Below are 18,669 nucleotides of genomic sequence, written 5' to 3' on the forward strand. Positions count from 1 at the left end.
CCTTGAGAGTATAATCAAGTATTTGTCGTAACGTCGTTGAGCTTTTCCTCATATTTTTTTAAAACTTCCTCGATTTCTTTTTCAGCACTCTGGTAAATTTCTATTATCTTATCTAACTTCTCAGATAACATCGTCCCTCCAGCTCCCTTTCCTCCTTTTTTGGTTTCAATTCCACCCAGAAGTCCTTCTATTTTCTTTATATACTCCCAAGCAAATTTATACGACACATTTACGTTTTTAGCTGCCTCAGCAATACTTCCGGTGCTCTTAATGTTCTCTAGGAGTTTAACCCCACCCTTACCCAAAATCGGTTTACCGTCATCCGTTTCTATCCAGATCTTGAACTTAATCTTCATAAGTCTAAGCCTTCAGGGTATATTAGTTTTATGATATTATCAATTTTTTGCTTAACATCCTCTAAATCCTCCCCTACAACGTTAACATGCCCCATCTTTCTCCTCTTCTTGACTTCACTCTTACCGTACCAATATACCTTTCCAAATTTCAACACCTCGTAAGGAACATTGTCGGTCCCAAGGATGTTAACCATTCCACCATAAGAAAGTAGTGTTGTGTCTCCTAAGTCTATTTCACCTATAGCCCTTATGTGCTGTTCGAATTGAGATACGAAGGCAGCATCAAGTGTGTAATGACCCGTATTGTGGACTCTAGGTGCGAACTCATTAATTAGTATTTCTCCTTTTCTTACAAAGAACTCAATGCCCATAGTCCCTACGTACTCCAGTGAGTCTGCTAATCTCTTTGCGATATCCTTAAAACGATCATCGTTGAATGGTCCGTAATTATAAACTAAAATACCTTTCTCGTTGTAGTTAAAAGTAGGAGGGTAAGCCTTGAAATTTCCCTTCTTATCTCTAACCGCTATTATTGATGCCTCATAGTCATAATCCACAAACTCTTCAACTACAAATTTACATTTCATATCTTTTATGAATGAGTATTTTTCCACGTCACCCTTTATGAAATACTGACCCTTTCCGTCGTACCCTCCTCTACTCTGTTTAAGAACACCCACGTTATTGAACTGGTCTTTAAGTATCCTTAACGCCTCTTCCCCATCTTCAGCCACGTAAAATTTGGGGGTCGGTAAGTTATGCTCCTTATAATACGTCTTCTCCTTCCACCTTTCTCTTTTCAGCTCAACAGCGTTTATATTAGGGAAGAGCTTATCCTTTTCTTTGGCGTATTCCAGAGCTTCCTCTTTTACGTGCTCGAACTCAAAAGTCACTACGTCAACCTGGTTGATCATCTCCTTGTATTCTTCAGGCTTGAAACACCTATCTGCCACTCTGCAAGCTGGGGCATTAGGTTCATCCATCACGTAGAAAGTGAAAGGGTACTTCCTCCCTTCTAAGATCATCATCCAACCTAGTTGCCCTCCTCCTAGAATTGCGATCTTCCTTTTATTCAAGTCTTGTATTAAGGACTTCATTTCTCATGTCCTCCATGAACTTCTTTACTTTTTCAGCTATATCCGGGTACTTAATACCTAAAATCCTTAAGGCGAGTAATGCGGCGTTTTTAGTTCCACCTATAGCTACCGTAGCCACCGGTACACCGTAGGGCATCTGGACTATCGATAGTAGGGAGTCTAACCCATTGAGGTTTTTAGACGGAATTGGTACTCCGATCACCGGTAAATGAGTTAACGATGCAGTCATACCTGGGAGATGTGCTGCCCCGCCAGCCCCCGCTATTATAATTTCAATACCTCGCTTCTCTGCGGTTTTAGCGAATTCTACCATGAACTCTGGAGTTCTATGAGCAGAGACTACTCTTACCTCGGTTTCTACTCCGAAATTCCTGAGAATTTCAACGGCTTCTTTCATGTATTCCCAATCAGATTTGCTCCCCATAATGACGGCTACTTTTGGCATGGTTATACTTTATCAAGAGGAAATTTAAGCTAAAATGTTAATTGAAAAAATTTATTTATGTTCATGCAAATACTAACTTTGAATGAACGAAATAACGCTATTACGCAGGGCTGAAGAGCTTATTCTAATGCTTTCCAAAAACGATTTCTTGGAGAGCTTAGGCTTTCAAATAGAAGATAGTGAGACATTTGAGACTTCAGTTCTTAGTGTGAAGATAAAGGGTAAAATAATAAAGAAGATTGAGGAAAACTCAGTGTCAATTCTCCTTCACACAAAACTGGGGTCTTGCAAAATCGACGTAATAGTTATTCCACTTGACGAGTACTCTAGCAGAATTAAAGTTAACGTAAGCGGTTGGGGCTTTGTAGGCAAAATTATGAAGAACAAAGTTATAAATAATTTGATCAACTTCGTGATCAAGGCTGAATTTGAGCCTACCAGTATGATACAGAAGAAGCTAAAACTTAAGCTTTATACGAACTATAAGGGGTTTTTAAAGCTCCTTGAAACACTGCCTAAGGATGATTCTGTGTACTACTTTCTAGTGATTAATAAGTCTTATATAGTGGAAATAGTTAACGGAATACCTCTATATGGAGAGGAGATCAAAAAGAACTGTGAAGATGTGTGTTATATAGAACTGTATGAGTTTAAGCCAACTACTATTTAACTCTTTCTGTCACAATAATATAACTGTATGGATGTTCACTCAGAAGAAGAATTATTTAAAGTTATCAGAGGCGCTTATGAAGAGGGGCTTAAAATCCAAGTTTTAGGTAACGGCAAACACGGAAAAAAAGAGGGTGTAAACGAGTATGTCTACACTAGAAAGATGGACTGGTTTGAAATTAAAAACGGAGTTGTGGAGGCTTTAGCGGGAGCTGATGTAAACGCGATCAGAAAAGAGGCTAGCGAAGAAGGCTTACTTTTACCAACACTATATGACGGGACCGTAGGCGGATTACTTGCTACAAATTTTGCCTCACCACTTTCTACAGCTTACGGTAAGCCGATAGATTTTACTAATTGGGTAAGAGTGCTTACTCCTTATGGAGGTATTAAGTGGAAGATGTTAGTTGGTTCCAAAGGGATTGTGGGGGCAATTTCTAGAGCCGAACTTAAACTCTACCCCAAGCCCTCAAAGATCTTAACTTACGAGAAGGAGGAAGTAGTCAATAGAGACATAGAAAAACTAATGAGCCTTTCACCCCTAGTATTACTGGTAGACTATCAGGGAGGGAAATTTAGAGTTCACGCTTCATATGCTAAAGAGATCATGCTAAAGGGCTATTCAGTTGACGAGGGCGTTCCTCTAGTTGAGGTAAATGACGAGAGGAAAGAAGTTATAGTCGAAGGGGACGACTTCGAGAGTTTCAAAAAGGTTGTAGAAGTATCACAGCCTCTATACGCTTACTGGATATGGAAGAGCGGAATTTTCGTATTGGTAAATGCGGACACAGATATGTTAAAAGAGTCTAATATAAAGTATTACACTAAGGATCAACCGAAAGAGGTTCACGTTAAACTTAAGAGGTTGTTAGACGCTAGGGGTATCTTTGCTTAGGGGTCTTAATGACTAGACACTTCATAATAGATTGTGATACTGCAGAAGACGACATAATGTCATTATTCGCCTTGATTAAAAACGGAATATCAGTTGAGGCTTTAACGATCGTAGAGGGTAACATCTCTTACGAACAAGAAATAAATAACGCGTTATGGGCGTTAGAGTTCATCGGAAAAGACGTTAAGGTCTACCCCGGAAGTGACAGACCGTTAGTCAAACCATTCAGGAGTGTTGAGGAAGTCCACGGAAAGGGTGGTATAGGGGATGAAATAGTCAGGCCCAGTAAGTTTAAGCCGGAGAGCAAGAAAGCGATGGACGCAATAGTAGAATTAGCCGACAGATACGCCGGGGAGTTAGAGTTCCTAGCTATCTCCCCTTTAACAAACTTAGCATTAGCCTATTTGAAAGATAGGAGTATAGTTGATAAGATCAAGAAAGTTTGGGTGATGGGAGGTACCGCGTGGGGAAGAGGTAATATAACGCCGGTTGCTGAGTACAACATATGGGTCGACCCGGATGCAGCTAAGATAATATTCAATGCGGGTTTCGACATTACTATGGTGCCTTGGGACGTCATTGTAAACTACCCCATTGACGACGGGTTGTGGAATAAGATAAAGGACATGAACACAAAGATGAGCCAGTTTTACATCAAGATCTACTCCCACTATAGAGAGTACTCGATGAAGAATGAGAAGATAGGTGGCACTCCTCACCCGGACTTAATAACCACCAGTATTGCTATAGACAGAGGTATTATTAAGAAATCGGATAAACATTACGTAGATATAGAGAACTGTGACTGTCTGACTAGGGGGATGACGGTTATCGACTACTTAGATCTGTGGAAGAGAAAGGCGAATACCGAGGTAGTTTATGAGATCCACTTCGGCAGATTTCTCGACCTACTTTTCGACCTTCTAAAGTGGTTTTAACAAATTTAGTTAAGTTTAGATTTTTTAAAGAAAGGTTCAGCTGGATGTGATGAAAGTTAATAAACAACTTGAAAGCTTAGTTGATAACTGTTTTTAGCCTCGATACGAAGAGTAACACATGGACTTTGAAAACCTGAGGGACAAACTAAAATCTTTTTATTTATCTTCTGGAGGGTTTTTCTTGGACGGTTATGATCTCTCAGTGATATCCTATGCCCTACTTTTCATCGTTAAGGAAATGTCCTTAACCCCTTTGCAAGAGGGTTTAGTCACCGCTTCTTCCTTAATGGGTATGGGAATTGGTGCTGTACTGTTTGGATACCTGTCCGACAAATTAGGAAGGAAAAAGTTATTTGGACTCGACCTCTTCTTCTTTACTGTGTTTGCTATCCTTTCGGCTTTCTCCACTAATATGTTGGAACTGTTCGTCTTTAGGTTCCTTCTCGGTATCGGTATAGGTGGGGATTACCCTATAAGTAGTACTATTGTCTCTGAGTTCTCTCCCTCAAAGAGTAGAGGAAAGTACCTCATGGGTTCAGTGGCCATGTATTGGTTAGGGACTCTGTTTTCGGCTATAGCAAACTTGATCTTTCTCGGCACCGGAGATTACTTCTGGCGTTATTCCTTTGCTTTAGGTGGGATATTAGCTATCCCAATAATCCTAGGTAGGATATCCCTTTCTGAATCCCCGAGATGGCTTATTTCCAAGGGGCTCATAAATGAGGAGGGTCTACCTACGCAAGAGGAAGAAAACAAAGGACTTACAACGAAAGACTTAGTGAGGGGAAAAATAGGCATAATACTACTATCCCTTTCAGTCATTTGGTTCTTATTCGACGTGGCGTCTTACGGAATTGGACTATACTACCCTTCGCTACTACATCAGTTCGCATTTTCTTCTAAGGTAGAGACTCTTTACGCGACAATGCTAATTTCGGTAGGGGCTATAATAGGATACGCAATAGCCGTAGCAATTATCGATGAAATAGGAAGAAGATTTACATTATTTGCAGGATTGGGTTCTATGAGTGTTTTGCTGGTCTTAGGCGGTCTGACTAAGATATCTGGAGTCATTCTCTTACCTTACTTCATGGTATTCGTTGCAATGGAGCAATGGGCTGGAGCTGTAACGTTGTTTTACCCAGCTGAGATCTTCCCGACCTCTGTAAGGTCAACCGCACAAGGAATTACTACCGCTGTAAGTAGGGTAGGTGCAGTACTGGGGGTCTTCGTGTTTCCCTCAATGGTTAAGTCTTTAGGACTTGCAGGTTCCCTTTTACTTTTTGGCACCACATCACTTCTCGCGTTACTCATAAGCATTACTACTGTAAAGGAGACTAAGAAGAAGAAGTTAGAAGAGGTGAGTTTAGGAAAAGCCACTAAAGTTAGCAATCGAACTTAGCACACACAGAAATTTCCATCTCTCTCACGAGGTCTCTCAAGATGATGTAGTTCTTGTAGAGTTCTTCCAGCCCTTGTTCTGTTATGCCAAAGATAATGTCGCCATTCCCTATGTACGCTTTCTTTACTATGAATCCTTTTTTTTCGAGCTCTTGTAGAGACTTGGCTATCCTCCTTCTTCTGGCTCCCAAATACTGCTCAATCTCCCTAATACTCATCTCGTCCTCGGATAACATCGTGAGGATAGCTAGTTCAAGTATGTCCATATATGATAGACTTAGAGCTGAAGTATTTAAATCGCTTTTTAGAATTATCAAGTACGTAAAGTTACACAGCGCGAGTATCGGCCTATTTACAGACCTCTTTCTATTCAAACCGTTCAACCAGTTAACTAATTATAGTTTTAGTTCCCTACCCGTTAAGAAAAGGAATAATGCTAAAGTAAGGGACACTCCAGAAGAAATGAAGATAGATAATACTGGAGAAAAGGAAATGGCACTCGCTATGAACCCCATCAACCATCCTATCTGTTGTAGGGAATTGATCGAGGCATAAGTTTCGGGGCTTCTGTCATCAACTTCCTCTAACGCACTGGGGATAATAGCCTCCCATGAACCGAAAAGTACGGAAAAGAACGGAGACACTAACATAAGTGGTAAGAAAGAAAATATGGCTAGATAGACCGATAGAAAAGGTCTTCTAATGTAAGACGAGATAAAAGTGAGAAACATCCCAAAGATTTCCGCTAAGGTAGCTAAAACTCCTACGAAAAAGTCGTTAAGGTTGTATATGGTCTTAATCTCCAGATATACGTAAGGGAAAACTAGGGAGATAGGGAAAATGACTAGGATTGGGATAAGTGATTTTCTACTAAACGTTATCTTACCTCTGGGTAAGACCTTCTCTTCTAGGAATAAGATTGGAACAGAAGAGACCCAGTTAAACACTCCTGCAACGAGAAATACAAGCCTTATTCCGAAATAATCAGCTAAAAACCCACCTATCACGGGGGTAAACAATGAAGGTAAAATGGAAAACCCCCAGACTCTCGTTATTACACCCTTACCGCAGGAGCTCATGTAGGAGTAGAAGTTCGGTAGCGAGAGGAATGTGGTATAAGATATTATAAAGCCGATAGCCAACTCAGTGAAGTCCTTAGCAAGAGCTACTATCAGATAACCGAAACCGGATATGAACATGCCTAACCACATGGTTTTTACTACTCCTAAACTCCTAGAAGTCTTAGCCCCGAGCACCGGCATCGTTATTGCAAAGAGAGTGAAAAGTACATATAGTAAACTAACGTATTGGCTGGGTATGAACGATGTTGTATATATTGAAATAAACGGGTAACTGAAATAATAGGAAATTCCCCAGAAGACCCAACTCAGCATTATTAGCCCTACTTTCTTCATCCTCCTATTCTTCACTTTGAAGGTAAAAGCTTTTTATGAGTGTTTAAACAATTTATACTGATCCATATGGGTGAAAAACTGTCAGAACAGTTACAACAACTCGGCGAGAAGAATCTAGAAGAGAAAGCAGATTATAATATGAGATATTATCAATATTTATACAAAAAGAGCGTTGAAGACCCAGCAGGATTCTGGGGAGAGTTGGCTAAAGAATTAATAGACTGGTTTGAACCTTGGCAAAAGACGTTCGTCCAAGAAGAAGGGTTACTGACCAAGTGGTTCGTAGGTGGTAAACTTAATGCTTCTTATAATGCAGTAGATAGGCACTTGAACTCTCATAGAAAGTACAAGGCTGCTATAATATGGGAAAGCGGCAGAGGAGAGAAGAAAATAGTTACATATCAAGACCTTTATTACGAAGTGAACAAGTGGGCTAACGCATTGAGACAGTTGGGGGTACAGAAGGGTGATAGAGTAACGATATACATGCCCTTAACGCCAGAGGGTGTAATTGCGAAGTTGGCTGTAGCCAGGTTAGGGGCAATTCACAGCGTAGTATTTGCCGGCTTTGGAGCACAAGCATTAGCTGACAGAATTCAAGACGCCGGAGCCAAAGTAGTTGTTACAGCCGACGCTTATTATAGGAGGGGTAAAATTGTTGAGTTAAAGAAGACTGTAGATGAAGCACTACAGATACTTGGAAATAACAGTCCCGTTCAAAGAGTCCTTGTATATAAGAGAACGGGGACTGAGATCCCGTTTAACGAGAAGAGGGATGTCTACTTTGACGAAGTCGGTAAGTTCAAGCCTATAGAGCCTGAACCGGTAGAAGCTACTCACCCCTTATTTATCTTGTACACCTCTGGGACTACGGGTAAGCCTAAAGGAATCGTTCACAGTACCGGAGGTTATCTGGTTGGTACTGCAACAATGCTCTTATGGAGCTACGGCTTAAGTCAGGATAACGATGTATTGTTCAATACCTCTGACATAGGTTGGATTGTAGGTCACTCTTACATAACTTACTCACCCCTAGTTATGGGTAGGACAATCGTCATTTATGAAGATGCTCCAGATTATCCGTACCCAGACAAGTGGGCTGAGATAATAGAGAAGTATAGAGCCACTACATTCGGTACTTCAGCAACGGCTATAAGGTCGTTCATGAAGTACGGTGAGGACTACGTAAAACAACACGACATGTCTTCACTGAGGGTTATCGTCACTAACGGAGAGCCCCTTAACTACGCCCCGTGGAAGTGGGGACTAGAAGTCGTAGGAGGAGGAAAAGTATTCATGTCCCACCAGTGGTGGCAAACAGAGACCGGAGGTCCCAATATCGGTTACATACCCGGTGTAGTCTACTTGCCGATGAAATCAGGACCTGCAGTAGGTTTTGCTTTGCCCGGAAATAAGGTTCAAGTACTTAATGAAGAGGGCAAGCCAACCGCCCCGAGAGAGAGAGGATACCTCGTAATGTTACCGCCGTTCCCGCCTATGATGATGATAGGAATGTGGAACGATCCGAATAACGAGAGGTTAAAGAAGACTTACTTCAACAAGTTCCCAGGGATTTATTATCCTGGAGACTATGCAATGATAGACGAGGACGGTTACATATGGGTAATGGGAAGAGCAGATGAGACAATAAAGGTAGCTGCTCACAGAATAGGAGCGGGAGAAGTTGAATCGATTGTGACAGCCCATCCGGCAGTGGCAGAAGCAGCAGCTGTAGGAATTCCAGATCCAGTAAAAGGTGAGGCAGTACACTTATTCGTAGTGTTAAAGTCAGGATATTCAGCGTCCCCCGAGCTAGCAAAGGATATTCAGAATCACGTAAGGAAGTACATGGGAGCAATTGTTACGCCTGAGGTTCACTTCGTGGACAAGCTACCTAAGACAAGATCAGGGAAAGTAATGAGAAGAGTAATTAAGGCTGTAATGATGGGACAAAGTGCAGGAGATATATCAACTCTTGAAGACGAGGCATCTATGGAAGATATAAAAAAGGCAGTAGAAGAGTTTAAAAAATCGCTAAAAAATGAATAATAAGTTTTTATCTGAATTATTTATTTTATACATATAAAAAACAACTTATGACTTTGTTTTTAAAACATAGTATAACTCTATTACTATTAAATGACTACATAAGGAACCGTAACGTTGTTAGATAGTATCAGATCAGCCCAGAGACCTGAGGATGCGTGTCCGAAAACAGGGCATGCTAACCAATAATACCCTGCTAGTATAGTATCTATAATTCCAACTGTTGACTCTCCACAGACACTAGGTTTAACTTGTATAATATCTTTCCATCTTGTGATAACTAAGGATAAGTAGGTATCATGGTATGGTTAAGTACTAATGCTATGCTATGTTGAGTTGATTCATAATTTGTATACTCAATTAATATGGTCCAATTAGCTGGTATGTATATTTTCATATTCCCGTCAGATATCCCATTATAATTAAAGAGTGTAGAATTAGAAAATGTTACTAGTTTAATTTTATATAATATCATTTATTAATAAAAAATTAAATAGACTAGAATAGCTTAGAAATAAATTAAATTCATATAATAATTAGTCTTATCAACAAAATAGAACTATAATGTATATAATGTAGTATTCATTATCGGAAGGATACAAAATATTACATAATGAAATCTACTATATACTCTATCTAACCAAATTTAATAAAAAGAGGGGAAGAGTGGACACTAAACACACAACTACCCACACATAAAATCCTGCAATAGATGGTATTATTAATTCATTCATTCCAAGACCTATTTGTATTGCGTTTATAACAGCCAGTGAAAGAGAGGAATTACCACTCTTTACAATATCAACAACTAAGGAATAAATTACCGAAATACTCATCTCATTAAAAAATCCCATAATGAATAATCCCACCTCGTAGTATGGTGTATACAAGGAGATTACTGGTATTACACCAAGTACCCCAGTTATTACGATCCACTTTATTTTGTCTCTTCTTTCTATTAACGCAGATAGAGCTCCTCCGATTACTGAGGAGAGAAGTAGGATCGACGATATTGATCCAGTTATTATTGCAGATCTACCTAGTACGTAAAATGAGAATGAAGGAAAATACTCGCTCACTACATAATAGGAACCCCATATACCTGATGTAGCTAAAGCAATGATAGCTACCCTAACGTCTTTTATGACCTTAAAATTCGGCCTAATATTAGGATATGGAGCAAACCAGTTTACAATACCCATTAGAGCTGTTAATGAACCTAAAAATATAGAAGCAAGTTTGAAACCTAGTATAAAGTCGACGAAACCCCAGTTTAACCCTAATATACCCCCAACTGCAAACATAGCGTTATAAAGACCGAGGGCAGTTGTAACTCTTCCTTCATTTAAAACTGCTAATGTACCCCCAGCGGACGAGAAAAAGAACGATGCTCCAAAACCGGTAAAAGCGTATAAAATTAATACTGTGTATGGTTCTTTAAATAAACCGATGAGGAAATCTGATACTCCCATAATTATAAGACCTAATGTATAAGTTCTTTTCATACCAAGCTTTGTAGAAATAATTGCGGCAGGGACTTGCATTATAGCAGCTGAAGCAAAGAAGGACAAGGGAATTAAGCTCACAAAGTAATGAGGTGCATGTATACTTCCGATTAAATACGGTAAATAGGGGGAAAGGAAGAACCAACTTGTCCCATAGACTGCCCTCGCGAGAAGTATTGGAACGCCTCTCAATTTCCATTAATGCTTGATTATGTGTTTAAAACATTATCTCTGTATTCGGAAAATTTTTAAAATAAATGAACCGTAATCTATCTCGTGTTTATTAGAGGAAATAGAAAATTCCTCAAAGCTCTAGCGTTGGCATTTATTTTCACTTCGTTATTTTCACTCACGTTAGCTTCTTCACAAATTGTCCTTACCGTAGAAATAGGGGCTAATGATTACGGTTACGAGTTTCCAACGATGCAAATAAATGGAATTAACTCTACAGTGACTTACTACTGTGTAAATGTAACTTCTCAAGTTCCTTCGACACAAGAGAACGTATACCTTATCGTAAACAACACTCCTATATTAGTCCAAAACGTGTTCTAGTATTATGGACCCTACGGGGACCAACAATGGTTGTCGAGCATTTATTACAATGGTATATATCACATGAAAAGCTTTAGTTTTCCTTCAAAGAGTAAGAAGTACGTACTAACTACCGTTTGGAAGTACAACGGTAGTGGACTCCTCGTAACGTTTACTATATCTAATGGAACTTTCTCACACCAACAAGTATGTTATCTTCCGGGTACCTACGGCGGAGTACCGTCTGTCCCTTCGGGAATATGACTCTTCTACAGTAATATTTAGTACTACTCAGAGTTAATTAGTAAAATTTCTGGAAACAGTAGTCTAGTTCCTCAAGTGTACGCTAGTCATGGTACATTTAATCCTACAACCGACAGTGAAATGATAATCACGACAATTAGTCCCAATACTTTAGGGCTCTATTCTAAGAAATTCATTTAGACACCCACCTGCTGAATCTTATTGAAAGATAGTAAAAAACCACTGTTTCTACGACTAAAACAGTAAAGCTTTGGACCACTAAGCTAGTTTTTACAAGTCCCGTAAAGTTCTGTATTAAAATGGACGCTAAAGTAGTAGGTAAAGGATATATCAACTCGAAGATCACGCGAGGAAGTAAGTAATATGGATAATATACTGGAGGTAAGATGGTCAATAAAGTTCCGGCTATCGCTCCGATCCCCCAAGAGTAACGAACGTGGGAGATCAAACTCCCTATGAAAAAGCCTATTGCCGAAGTATTTAGCAAAAGTATCAACAACGTTATAAACACAAGTAAGAAATTGAAGGGATTTAAAAGGTGATAGATAGTAGCCAAAGCCACATATGTTAAAATACCTGGAGATGAGTAGATGAGATTCGAGAAAGTCAAGGCCAGGATGTAATCACCTGCACTTATCTCAGTAGCTACAAGAAGGTCTTGTATTTTAAGCTCTAGTCTTAGAAAAGCGAAATCGGCAATGAACGCAAGACCATTAGATGCAATGACCGTTATAAGCCCTCCATCAACAGCGAACTTTACAAATTCTCCTTTCGTTATCATGTAAATTAAGAAGAGTTCCGCCAAAGGCACTGTTAAGTAGGAGAATACGTAAACCATGCCCCTTACTAAGGGAGCCACACCATAAAACCTAGCAAAGGCTAAAATGAACTTAATCTTCAAGGGTCTCACCGGAGTATATTATAAAGAGGTCTTCAAGTGTTATGGGTTTCACAATGTATTTACCTAGATATTTAACAGCTTCTTCTCTGTCCACATAAGATATCCTGAGCTTACCGACCAGCAGGTCTCCTATACCCTCAACTCTCACCTTATTTTCGAATTTCGACAAAAGCTCTTTAACACTACCCTTGGCGATCAGCTTACCTTTGTGAAGTAATACTACTTCGTCCGACAGCTCTTCTGCCTCCTCCATATAATGAGTTGTTAGGACTAATTTCACGTCACTCTCTTTCAGTACTGACCATACTTCTGTCCTTGAATAGGGGTCTAGACCTACTGTGGGTTCGTCAAGTAAGATAACTTCAGCACTTGAAGCCAAAGCCATAGCGACAAATATCTTCCTCTTCATCCCGCCAGAGAGCAAATCCGAAGGTTTGTCTTTAACTTCCCAGAGACCAATTTCCTTTAAAGTCTTTCTAGTTAGCTGGGAAGCTTCGGACAAAGAAAACCCCCTTGCCGTAAGATACATTAGTAAGTGTTCGAATGGAGTAGCGAATCCCACTGGGTGAGACTCCTGAGGAATTGATGCGATTATTTTCCTTACTTTCTTAGCGTCCTTCACCACGTCATATCCCTCTATAAGGGCTGTACCTTCTGTGGGTAAGAGTTGAGTGGATAGAATTCTGGTAAGGGTAGTTTTACCTGCTCCGTTCCTGCCCAATATGGAAATGCTCTTAGCATTCGTACTAAAGGACACATGGTCTAAAGCCGTTGTACCGTCGTTATATCGCTTCGTCAGGTTAACAGTTTCTAACACGGGGTGATCATAATTATTTGACCTAAAAACTATAACTATTTCTCCCTATGGTAAAGATCAAATTTAATATTTGATTTTTTTAATAGTATATATAGTCATGGAAGAAGAAAAAATAGTATTCCCTGATGGTAGAAGCGTTGAGATACATGAATTCTTAGCATTTATGTATGGCTTATCCTCAAGTGACGTAAGCGTCTTGCACTTATTGATGGTTAAGGGGAAAAAAATGACCGCTGATGAGATTTCCGAAGAATTAGATGTAACTAAGGCTTCTATCAATAAGTCGTTGAACAACCTCCTTGACAAGGGCTTGATAATGAGGGAAAAGGAGGAGAGTGAGGATAAAAAGAAGGGTAGACCGGGTTATCTTTACTGGGTTGATAAAAACAAATTATATGAAAAATTAGAAAAAGATCTTGAAAAACTTGCGACTGAAGTGAGGCAAGGATTAGAACAACATTTACAATAAAACGCTACCTATATAACAAAATCTCTTTTACTGTTGCTTTTTCTCTTCTGGTGATTTCTGTTCTTCCTTCTTTTGCTCCTTACCGGATTCCTTCTTCCCTTCTTCCCTCTTTACCTTCTTTATTCTTTCGGTCTTAATATCAATCTTTATTTTAATCTTTTCACCGCTACACTCTCTTATCAGTAACCCGTCTTTTTGGTCATAATCCCCGCATTTTACTTTCTCTTTAGAAACTAGTTCCTTCACGAACTCTTTAGCGTTCTTCAAGTGCCTGAACTTCTTCTCTATTTTCTCCTCTTTATCGCCCTTAGTAATTTGCACTGTGAGGTGATATTTTACTACTTTCATACTCTTACCTATTAGCCTTAACTATAAAAATCTGATTCACGTAGATCAACTTAATGCTCATAGTCCCAGATGTTACTAAAAGTGAAATAGTCTATCTAATCATAGCCTTTCTTTTAGGGCTTTTAATCGGGTTTTTAATAAAGAACATCCTAAAAATAGGGATAATCCTTTTAGCTATAATAATCTTACTTATAGTAATAGGTGTAGTCTCACCTAACACGGTCTTATCGTTTATAAAGACCTCAGTTACAACGATTACACCAGAGGCAGAGAGATACGCTACTGAGGCGCTAACTTACCTTCCCTACAACTCCATCTTCTTCATTATAGGATTCGTTGTAGGACTATTAAAAGGGTAGAAAAATATATTGCTGTAACTAGACAAATAAAAATGATAACTTTTTCAATTATGTCCTAATTACACTTTTGTAAATCATTTGAACTCTTTTTGCGGGATTAGGGTGAGTAGACAAAATGTCTGAGAACGGGGAAGGTTTCTCATTTAGCCACTCCTCGACCAGTATAGATGGATCGGTTTCCTTTACTTTTACGGGAGATGCAGTAACAATGATCCCGGTGAAAGGGTCTAACCTAACGTTCTGCATATATATTTCTATTTTAGCTAAAGCATTTGCTAGATTTATCGCATCCTTTCCGAATAATTGAACTGCGTGAAAGTCCGCATAACTTTCTCTCAGCCTGTTAAACCACAGTACGAAAAGTTGGAGTGTTAATGTTATAATAAACAGAGCTCCCCCAACGGCGAGCATAACAATTCCAAATAATAAGTCTGTCTCATCTACAGCAAATATTAAGCTGATCCAGCCTAAATTGAGGAGTAGATTACTTACGAAGCCCAAGACTGAAGGTATCAAGCCTATAGCCATACCTATTTCCACGTCATTATGCTTAATGTGTCCTACCTCGTGTCCGATCACAGCAGCAAGTTCCTCCTCGCTTAGTATGTTAAGCAGAGGGCTAGTTATTCCTATTCTCTTCCCTGTTACATAGTTCCCGTAGGCAAAGGCGTTAGGATAAGGTGCGTTTACGATGAATACCCGAGGGGGTTTGATCCCAGATGCTATTGCGATCCTCTTCACCATTTCGTAAACTCTCCCATAATAAGGATCATCTTCTGTAATCTCAAAAGAGTTCCTGGCGACCAAGTAAGGTGAAATCAACCACTGAATTAACCAGAATAAACCTAAAAACGGTATAACGGCAATTACGGGGAAGTTAAGCAATTGTAAGAGAATGTAAGTTACGATCGCTTCCGAGATTATCGTCAAGCCAAGTGATAGGTATATTTTAAACCTTAGCTCAGGTAAAGTGTCCATTTGAGGTTAGTGATCCTTTGAAAGAAAAATAGTTTATCGCTTAAAATACGGGGAGTGAGACGTTAAGGTTTTCTTCTACCCACGTAGTGTTTATGTAGTGCGGAGCCTTCCCTATTAGTATATCGTGCAATAATACAGATCCATAAGGTGACAATACACCAGGTTCGTCTAGAAGGTCTACCGCAAGTCCGGATATCAAGTAAACTTTACCATCATGAACAGCTGAAGTGTCATTATAATATTCTTCAATTAATTGTATAGTATAGGTGTAGTTGTAAACAGTTTGTGCTATTATCACTTGCGGGTTCACAACAAGTATCTTGGAAGCCGTTACAAGCGGGTAACCGGATTCGTTTGCAAAAACGTTGTTACCTCCAGCCAAGACCAGAAGATTATTTATAAACACGTTACCTCCAACTGTGTAAGCTTCACCGTTGGGACATATCCAGTCTAAATACGCCACGTTTACTGAAGGAGTATAGTTAATCATGTGTGAGTTCATCCAATTAACTACCTCTTTGCCAACTTGAACCTCGTTAAATTGTTGGGCAATATTAAGGATGTTTTCCTCGATTTGTACAAGGGATAAAGCGAAATCGTTGTTTGTAATGAGTAAATTCAATCCTGCTTTTTCCATATCTGGTATGTAGTGTGAGTCTAGCCCATACTCAACAACTACTACGTTGGGGTGAAGGAGTAAAAGACCCGATACGTTAGGAGGGCTGATAGTTTGGAACACAGTCACGTTAGATGGTATCAGCGACGTTTCGTTCAAGTAGTGTAAAAGCTCGAAGGAATATTCGTCTAAGCCAACTATATACTTACCGAGTCCTAACGAAACTAGGATCTGAGTATCTGAGGGGGCTAGACTAACGATTCTCAGGGACTTTTCTGAAGTTGTCACGATGGGCTGGGATATATTGGAGGAAGTACTTGTTCTATTGCTATAATATTGAGTATAAATCAGAATTGAAAATATTACTATTACCACTAGAATTATTCCGATTAAGATTGAGCTTCTCATAAGTATGGATAGGTTATCCAATACATATAAATTTTATCATGCTTCAGTGTATTAATGTAGATCGTTCTCGAACGTGGTGAAATTCCGACTCATACGTAATTTCTTTCAGAACACCATTAGTGTTTCTACACCTTACAAGAATAGTGTGCAAACTGTGACTACTTTTTAACCCTAGTCAAGTAGCTCTCCTCTAGTAAGCGTTAAAGTTTCCAATTTCAACTTGGTTTAGTTTGCGAGGATAATACTTTCAGGAATACAAGGGTTTGTATACTTTCCTATTACGTAAGATTTTTGCCGACTGTTGTTCTAAACAGAGTTTATTAACTGTTAACCGGATCTTCTTCTCTAAGGGTTCTTCCATTGTTATTTAAGAAGAGTTCTCCTCGATACTTTGTTTACCCATAAATACGTTGGACGTTAGGCTAAGATGTACCCTTAGCTTTAACCTATAGTGGAAAAGTTTATTATATGGATAGGCTGTCCAATTCTTGTGAATAAAAGTATTCTGAAGTATTTCTTATTTCTCTCTATTATACCGTCTTTCATTTTGGCTCTTATCGTAGGACAAGTCATAATTCCAATTAACGATTTAATTCACCCGAATGGTGTATATTCGATCATACTTTACAGAATCAGACTACCTACGATAATAACCGCTATGGTAGTAGGTATAACACTGTCATTGAGCGGAGCCATTATGCAACACCTATTGAGGAATCCTATTGTCGACCCTTATATATCAGGGACAGCGTCTGGAGGAGCTTTAGGTGCGATAATCTCGTATTTCTTGTTAAACTCCTTTATAATGCCCTTCCTCCAGCCTCTGTTCGCTTTTGTTTTTTCTCTCCTCTCGACCAGTTTAACAATCATAATAGGAAAAAGAGGAGGGATTTATGGTTTAGTGATAGGGGGCGTTATAGTCTCTTATATCTTCACTTCAGTTTACACGATATTGTTTACGGTCCTTGAGTATAAGGATCCTACTATACCCCCTTTGCTGTTCTGGCTCTTAGGAGAGATTAGTATTGTTGGGTGGGATCAGGTTATCCCCCTGATATTAATTTCAGCTATTCTTGTAATACTATCGTTAATTCACTCAAAAGCTATCGACTTAGTAGCAATAAGTGACGAGTTGAGCTATGCTCACGGCATTAACCCCCAAAGGTTCAGAGTCTTCTGGCTAACCTTCATAAGTTTCGTGGTATCTTACGAGATATCCTTGGTAGGAGTCATTGGTTTCTTGGGAATCCTTGTCCCTCATCTGGTGAGAAGGGTCATTGGAGGAAATATGAGGGATCTTACAGTGTACTCTTCTGTCATTGGTGCTTCCCTTATGTTAATAAGTAACGTATTATCCCATGGTCTCTTCGGGACTATTATCCCAGTAACTCCGATAATTGCCCTAATGTCCTCCCCGGTTCTGGTTTCGCTCATGGTGAGGATAAATGATGGTCAAAGGGTTGAGAGTTAAGTTCGGTAATAAGGTCGTCATAGATAACGTAACTTTCGAGCTTAAGGAAGGGGTGACGCTTCTTTTAGGACCTAACGGATCAGGTAAGACCACCTTACTCAGGACTATAATAGGTATGGTTAAATCGAACGAAGGGGAGGTTTCAGTAGACTTAGAAAAACTATCCTATTCCCCTTCCGAGTTCTTTTCTCCTTCCATGAAAGTCTGGGAAGTCCTAACAGCAGGGAGAAAGAGAGGAAATTACGAGAGATATGTTAAACTATTAGGGTTGGATAAGTTCATGCAAAGGGATTTCTCCACGTTAAGCAGTGGAGAGAAGAGGTTAGTGTTAATAGCTAAAGCACTTGGTGAGGGAAATTTAGTCATAATGGACGAACCCTTCTCTAACGTGGACTTTGCTAACAAATTCAAGATAATAGCTATAATGAGCCAGCTGAAGAACGAAAAGCTATTCCTTATTACAGCTCACGAGCTGGATGTTATAAACTACGTCGATAGAGTGATCCTTCTGAAGAACGGAAGGATTATCTACGAGGGAGAGCCGAAAGGCCTCTCGGATGAGTTACTGTCCTTTGCGTATAATTATAAAGTAAAGAGAGTTGACGTAAACGGAAAATTCTTTTTCACTCCGGAATTTTAATACCTCAATCTATCATTATAAATTATACGGATTCTAACACTGGTATACTAAGTTATACACTTACGTTTAACACTGTTAATTGAAACTGACTTTCGGT

The 18,669-nt window shown here is 39.4% G+C and carries 24 protein-coding genes; 11 read left to right on the plus strand and 13 right to left on the minus strand.

The genetic code is table 11. The features are described from left to right. Window positions 1-14: 14 nt before the first annotated feature. From WIW72_RS10375 to purE, 3 genes are read right to left on the minus strand one after another with little or no spacing between them, the layout of a single operon-like run. Entirely contained in the window at window positions 15-356 is a 342-nt protein-coding gene (locus WIW72_RS10375; RefSeq protein WP_337699188.1) for a winged helix-turn-helix domain-containing protein, read from the minus strand. Then, the gene (locus WIW72_RS10380) at window positions 353-1,453 is read right to left on the minus strand and encodes a 5-(carboxyamino)imidazole ribonucleotide synthase (protein WP_337699186.1); all 1,101 of its coding nucleotides are present in this window, start codon (window positions 1,451-1,453) and stop codon (window positions 353-355) included. The genes WIW72_RS10375 and WIW72_RS10380 overlap by 4 nt, the downstream gene beginning before the upstream one ends. After that, complete coding sequence (gene purE, locus WIW72_RS10385) at window positions 1,425-1,898, minus strand: 5-(carboxyamino)imidazole ribonucleotide mutase (RefSeq protein ID WP_337699184.1); 474 nt, start codon at window positions 1,896-1,898, stop codon at window positions 1,425-1,427. The genes WIW72_RS10380 and purE overlap by 29 nt, the downstream gene beginning before the upstream one ends. An 82-nt stretch (window positions 1,899-1,980) precedes the next feature. Between purE and WIW72_RS10390 the strand changes: the two genes are divergently transcribed. From WIW72_RS10390 to WIW72_RS10405, 4 genes are all read left to right on the plus strand, one after another. Then, window positions 1,981-2,568, plus strand: a complete 588-nt coding sequence (locus WIW72_RS10390; RefSeq protein WP_337699182.1) for a hypothetical protein — start codon at window positions 1,981-1,983, stop codon at window positions 2,566-2,568. Between the two features lie 27 nt (window positions 2,569-2,595). Further along, window positions 2,596-3,462, plus strand: a complete 867-nt coding sequence (locus tag WIW72_RS10395) for an FAD-binding protein (RefSeq protein ID WP_337699179.1) — start codon at window positions 2,596-2,598, stop codon at window positions 3,460-3,462. An 8-nt stretch (window positions 3,463-3,470) separates the two neighbouring features. Next, window positions 3,471-4,400, plus strand: a complete 930-nt coding sequence (locus WIW72_RS10400) for a nucleoside hydrolase (protein ID WP_337699177.1) — start codon at window positions 3,471-3,473, stop codon at window positions 4,398-4,400. A 118-nt stretch (window positions 4,401-4,518) separates the two neighbouring features. After that, window positions 4,519-5,802 carry an MFS transporter gene (locus WIW72_RS10405; protein WP_337699175.1) on the plus strand — a complete coding sequence of 428 codons (1,284 nt, stop codon included), beginning with the start codon at window positions 4,519-4,521 and terminating at the stop codon, window positions 5,800-5,802. On the opposite strand, the gene WIW72_RS10410 is transcribed toward WIW72_RS10405, so the two are convergent. Beyond that, the gene (locus WIW72_RS10410; RefSeq protein WP_337699173.1) at window positions 5,786-6,067 is read right to left on the minus strand and encodes a transcriptional regulator; all 282 of its coding nucleotides are present in this window, start codon (window positions 6,065-6,067) and stop codon (window positions 5,786-5,788) included. The two genes, WIW72_RS10405 and WIW72_RS10410, sit on opposite strands and share 17 nt — an antisense overlap. A gap of 129 nt (window positions 6,068-6,196) precedes the next feature. Continuing rightward, window positions 6,197-7,216 carry an MFS transporter gene (locus WIW72_RS10415; protein WP_337699171.1) on the minus strand — a complete coding sequence of 340 codons (1,020 nt, stop codon included), beginning with the start codon at window positions 7,214-7,216 and terminating at the stop codon, window positions 6,197-6,199. Window positions 7,217-7,282: 66 nt separating this feature from the next. Between WIW72_RS10415 and acs the strand changes: the two genes are divergently transcribed. Continuing rightward, complete coding sequence (acs, locus tag WIW72_RS10420) at window positions 7,283-9,265, plus strand: acetate--CoA ligase (protein WP_337699169.1); 1,983 nt, start codon at window positions 7,283-7,285, stop codon at window positions 9,263-9,265. Between the two features lie 86 nt (window positions 9,266-9,351). Here acs and WIW72_RS13280 read toward each other — a convergent pair whose 3' ends face one another. The 3 genes from WIW72_RS13280 to WIW72_RS10425 form a co-directional block, all read right to left on the minus strand. Further along, window positions 9,352-9,540 (minus strand): sulfocyanin-like copper-binding protein, encoded by a 189-nt coding sequence (locus tag WIW72_RS13280; RefSeq protein WP_443295017.1) that lies wholly within the window; start codon window positions 9,538-9,540, stop codon window positions 9,352-9,354. Between the two features lie 2 nt (window positions 9,541-9,542). Further along, a complete protein-coding gene (locus tag WIW72_RS13285; protein WP_443294987.1) occupies window positions 9,543-9,737 on the minus strand; it encodes a sulfocyanin-like copper-binding protein in 195 nt (64 codons plus the stop codon). Window positions 9,738-9,894: 157 nt separating this feature from the next. Further along, window positions 9,895-10,959 carry an MFS transporter gene (locus tag WIW72_RS10425; protein WP_337699167.1) on the minus strand — a complete coding sequence of 355 codons (1,065 nt, stop codon included), beginning with the start codon at window positions 10,957-10,959 and terminating at the stop codon, window positions 9,895-9,897. An 84-nt stretch (window positions 10,960-11,043) separates the two neighbouring features. Between WIW72_RS10425 and WIW72_RS10430 the strand changes: the two genes are divergently transcribed. Continuing rightward, window positions 11,044-11,322: a hypothetical protein gene (locus WIW72_RS10430; protein WP_337699165.1), complete on the plus strand. Its 279-nt coding sequence runs from the start codon at window positions 11,044-11,046 to the stop codon at window positions 11,320-11,322. Window positions 11,323-11,385: 63 nt separating this feature from the next. After that, on the plus strand, window positions 11,386-11,565 hold the full coding sequence (locus tag WIW72_RS10435) for a hypothetical protein (RefSeq protein WP_337699163.1): 180 nt from the start codon (window positions 11,386-11,388) through the stop codon (window positions 11,563-11,565). A 172-nt stretch (window positions 11,566-11,737) separates the two neighbouring features. Here WIW72_RS10435 and WIW72_RS10440 read toward each other — a convergent pair whose 3' ends face one another. Continuing rightward, complete coding sequence (locus WIW72_RS10440; protein ID WP_337699161.1) at window positions 11,738-12,475, minus strand: ABC transporter permease; 738 nt, start codon at window positions 12,473-12,475, stop codon at window positions 11,738-11,740. After that, window positions 12,456-13,283, minus strand: a complete 828-nt coding sequence (locus WIW72_RS10445) for an ABC transporter ATP-binding protein (RefSeq protein ID WP_337699159.1) — start codon at window positions 13,281-13,283, stop codon at window positions 12,456-12,458. Before WIW72_RS10445 ends, WIW72_RS10440 begins: the two co-directional genes overlap by 20 nt. A gap of 97 nt (window positions 13,284-13,380) precedes the next feature. Between WIW72_RS10445 and WIW72_RS10450 the strand changes: the two genes are divergently transcribed. Next, on the plus strand, window positions 13,381-13,752 hold the full coding sequence (locus WIW72_RS10450) for a helix-turn-helix domain-containing protein (RefSeq protein WP_337699157.1): 372 nt from the start codon (window positions 13,381-13,383) through the stop codon (window positions 13,750-13,752). A 27-nt stretch (window positions 13,753-13,779) separates the two neighbouring features. On the opposite strand, the gene WIW72_RS10455 is transcribed toward WIW72_RS10450, so the two are convergent. Beyond that, a complete protein-coding gene (locus tag WIW72_RS10455; RefSeq protein WP_337699154.1) occupies window positions 13,780-14,100 on the minus strand; it encodes a hypothetical protein in 321 nt (106 codons plus the stop codon). 53 nt (window positions 14,101-14,153) lie between these two features. On the opposite strand from WIW72_RS10455, the gene WIW72_RS10460 reads away from it, so the two are divergent. Then, window positions 14,154-14,459 carry a hypothetical protein gene (locus WIW72_RS10460; protein ID WP_443294991.1) on the plus strand — a complete coding sequence of 102 codons (306 nt, stop codon included), beginning with the start codon at window positions 14,154-14,156 and terminating at the stop codon, window positions 14,457-14,459. A 48-nt stretch (window positions 14,460-14,507) separates the two neighbouring features. Here WIW72_RS10460 and WIW72_RS10465 read toward each other — a convergent pair whose 3' ends face one another. Both WIW72_RS10465 and WIW72_RS10470 read right to left on the minus strand, forming a co-directional pair. After that, window positions 14,508-15,437 (minus strand): zinc metalloprotease HtpX, encoded by a 930-nt coding sequence (locus WIW72_RS10465; protein ID WP_337699152.1) that lies wholly within the window; start codon window positions 15,435-15,437, stop codon window positions 14,508-14,510. Between the two features lie 40 nt (window positions 15,438-15,477). Then, a complete protein-coding gene (locus tag WIW72_RS10470) occupies window positions 15,478-16,461 on the minus strand; it encodes an ABC transporter substrate-binding protein (RefSeq protein WP_337699150.1) in 984 nt (327 codons plus the stop codon). Window positions 16,462-16,951: 490 nt separating this feature from the next. Here WIW72_RS10470 and WIW72_RS10475 point away from each other — a divergent pair, with 490 nt between their 5' ends. Both WIW72_RS10475 and WIW72_RS10480 read left to right on the plus strand, forming a co-directional pair. Then, window positions 16,952-17,932 (plus strand): FecCD family ABC transporter permease, encoded by a 981-nt coding sequence (locus WIW72_RS10475; RefSeq protein WP_337699148.1) that lies wholly within the window; start codon window positions 16,952-16,954, stop codon window positions 17,930-17,932. Further along, complete coding sequence (locus tag WIW72_RS10480) at window positions 17,907-18,572, plus strand: metal ABC transporter ATP-binding protein (protein WP_337699146.1); 666 nt, start codon at window positions 17,907-17,909, stop codon at window positions 18,570-18,572. Before WIW72_RS10475 ends, WIW72_RS10480 begins: the two co-directional genes overlap by 26 nt. The last annotated feature ends 97 nt before the right edge of the window (window positions 18,573-18,669 follow it).

The organism is Stygiolobus sp. CP859M (genome assembly GCF_037389975.1).
Taxonomy (GTDB): Archaea; Thermoproteota; Thermoprotei_A; order Sulfolobales; family Sulfolobaceae; genus Stygiolobus.

Excerpts from the sequence above, each read along its gene's own strand:
- WIW72_RS10470 (WP_337699150.1), bottom strand. The coding sequence starts at position 16,461 with ATGAGAAGCTCAATCTTAATCGGAATAATTCTAGTGGTAATAGTAATA.
- WIW72_RS10375 (WP_337699188.1), bottom strand. The coding sequence starts at position 356 with ATGAAGATTAAGTTCAAGATCTGGATAGAAACGGATGACGGTAAACCG.
- purE (WP_337699184.1), bottom strand. The coding sequence starts at position 1,898 with ATGCCAAAAGTAGCCGTCATTATGGGGAGCAAATCTGATTGGGAATAC.
- WIW72_RS10400 (WP_337699177.1), top strand. The coding sequence starts at position 3,471 with ATGACTAGACACTTCATAATAGATTGTGATACTGCAGAAGACGACATA.
- WIW72_RS10455 (WP_337699154.1), bottom strand. The coding sequence starts at position 14,100 with ATGAAAGTAGTAAAATATCACCTCACAGTGCAAATTACTAAGGGCGAT.
- WIW72_RS10450 (WP_337699157.1), top strand. The coding sequence starts at position 13,381 with ATGGAAGAAGAAAAAATAGTATTCCCTGATGGTAGAAGCGTTGAGATA.
- WIW72_RS10395 (WP_337699179.1), top strand. The coding sequence starts at position 2,596 with ATGGATGTTCACTCAGAAGAAGAATTATTTAAAGTTATCAGAGGCGCT.
- acs (WP_337699169.1), top strand. The coding sequence starts at position 7,283 with ATGGGTGAAAAACTGTCAGAACAGTTACAACAACTCGGCGAGAAGAAT.
- WIW72_RS10380 (WP_337699186.1), bottom strand. The coding sequence starts at position 1,453 with ATGAAGTCCTTAATACAAGACTTGAATAAAAGGAAGATCGCAATTCTA.
- WIW72_RS10410 (WP_337699173.1), bottom strand. The coding sequence starts at position 6,067 with ATGGACATACTTGAACTAGCTATCCTCACGATGTTATCCGAGGACGAG.
- WIW72_RS10415 (WP_337699171.1), bottom strand. The coding sequence starts at position 7,216 with ATGAAGAAAGTAGGGCTAATAATGCTGAGTTGGGTCTTCTGGGGAATT.
- WIW72_RS10465 (WP_337699152.1), bottom strand. The coding sequence starts at position 15,437 with ATGGACACTTTACCTGAGCTAAGGTTTAAAATATACCTATCACTTGGC.
- WIW72_RS10460 (WP_443294991.1), top strand. The coding sequence starts at position 14,154 with ATGCTCATAGTCCCAGATGTTACTAAAAGTGAAATAGTCTATCTAATC.
- WIW72_RS10390 (WP_337699182.1), top strand. The coding sequence starts at position 1,981 with ATGAACGAAATAACGCTATTACGCAGGGCTGAAGAGCTTATTCTAATG.
- WIW72_RS13285 (WP_443294987.1), bottom strand. The coding sequence starts at position 9,737 with ATGATATTATATAAAATTAAACTAGTAACATTTTCTAATTCTACACTC.
- WIW72_RS10480 (WP_337699146.1), top strand. The coding sequence starts at position 17,907 with ATGATGGTCAAAGGGTTGAGAGTTAAGTTCGGTAATAAGGTCGTCATA.
- WIW72_RS10405 (WP_337699175.1), top strand. The coding sequence starts at position 4,519 with ATGGACTTTGAAAACCTGAGGGACAAACTAAAATCTTTTTATTTATCT.
- WIW72_RS10435 (WP_337699163.1), top strand. The coding sequence starts at position 11,386 with ATGAAAAGCTTTAGTTTTCCTTCAAAGAGTAAGAAGTACGTACTAACT.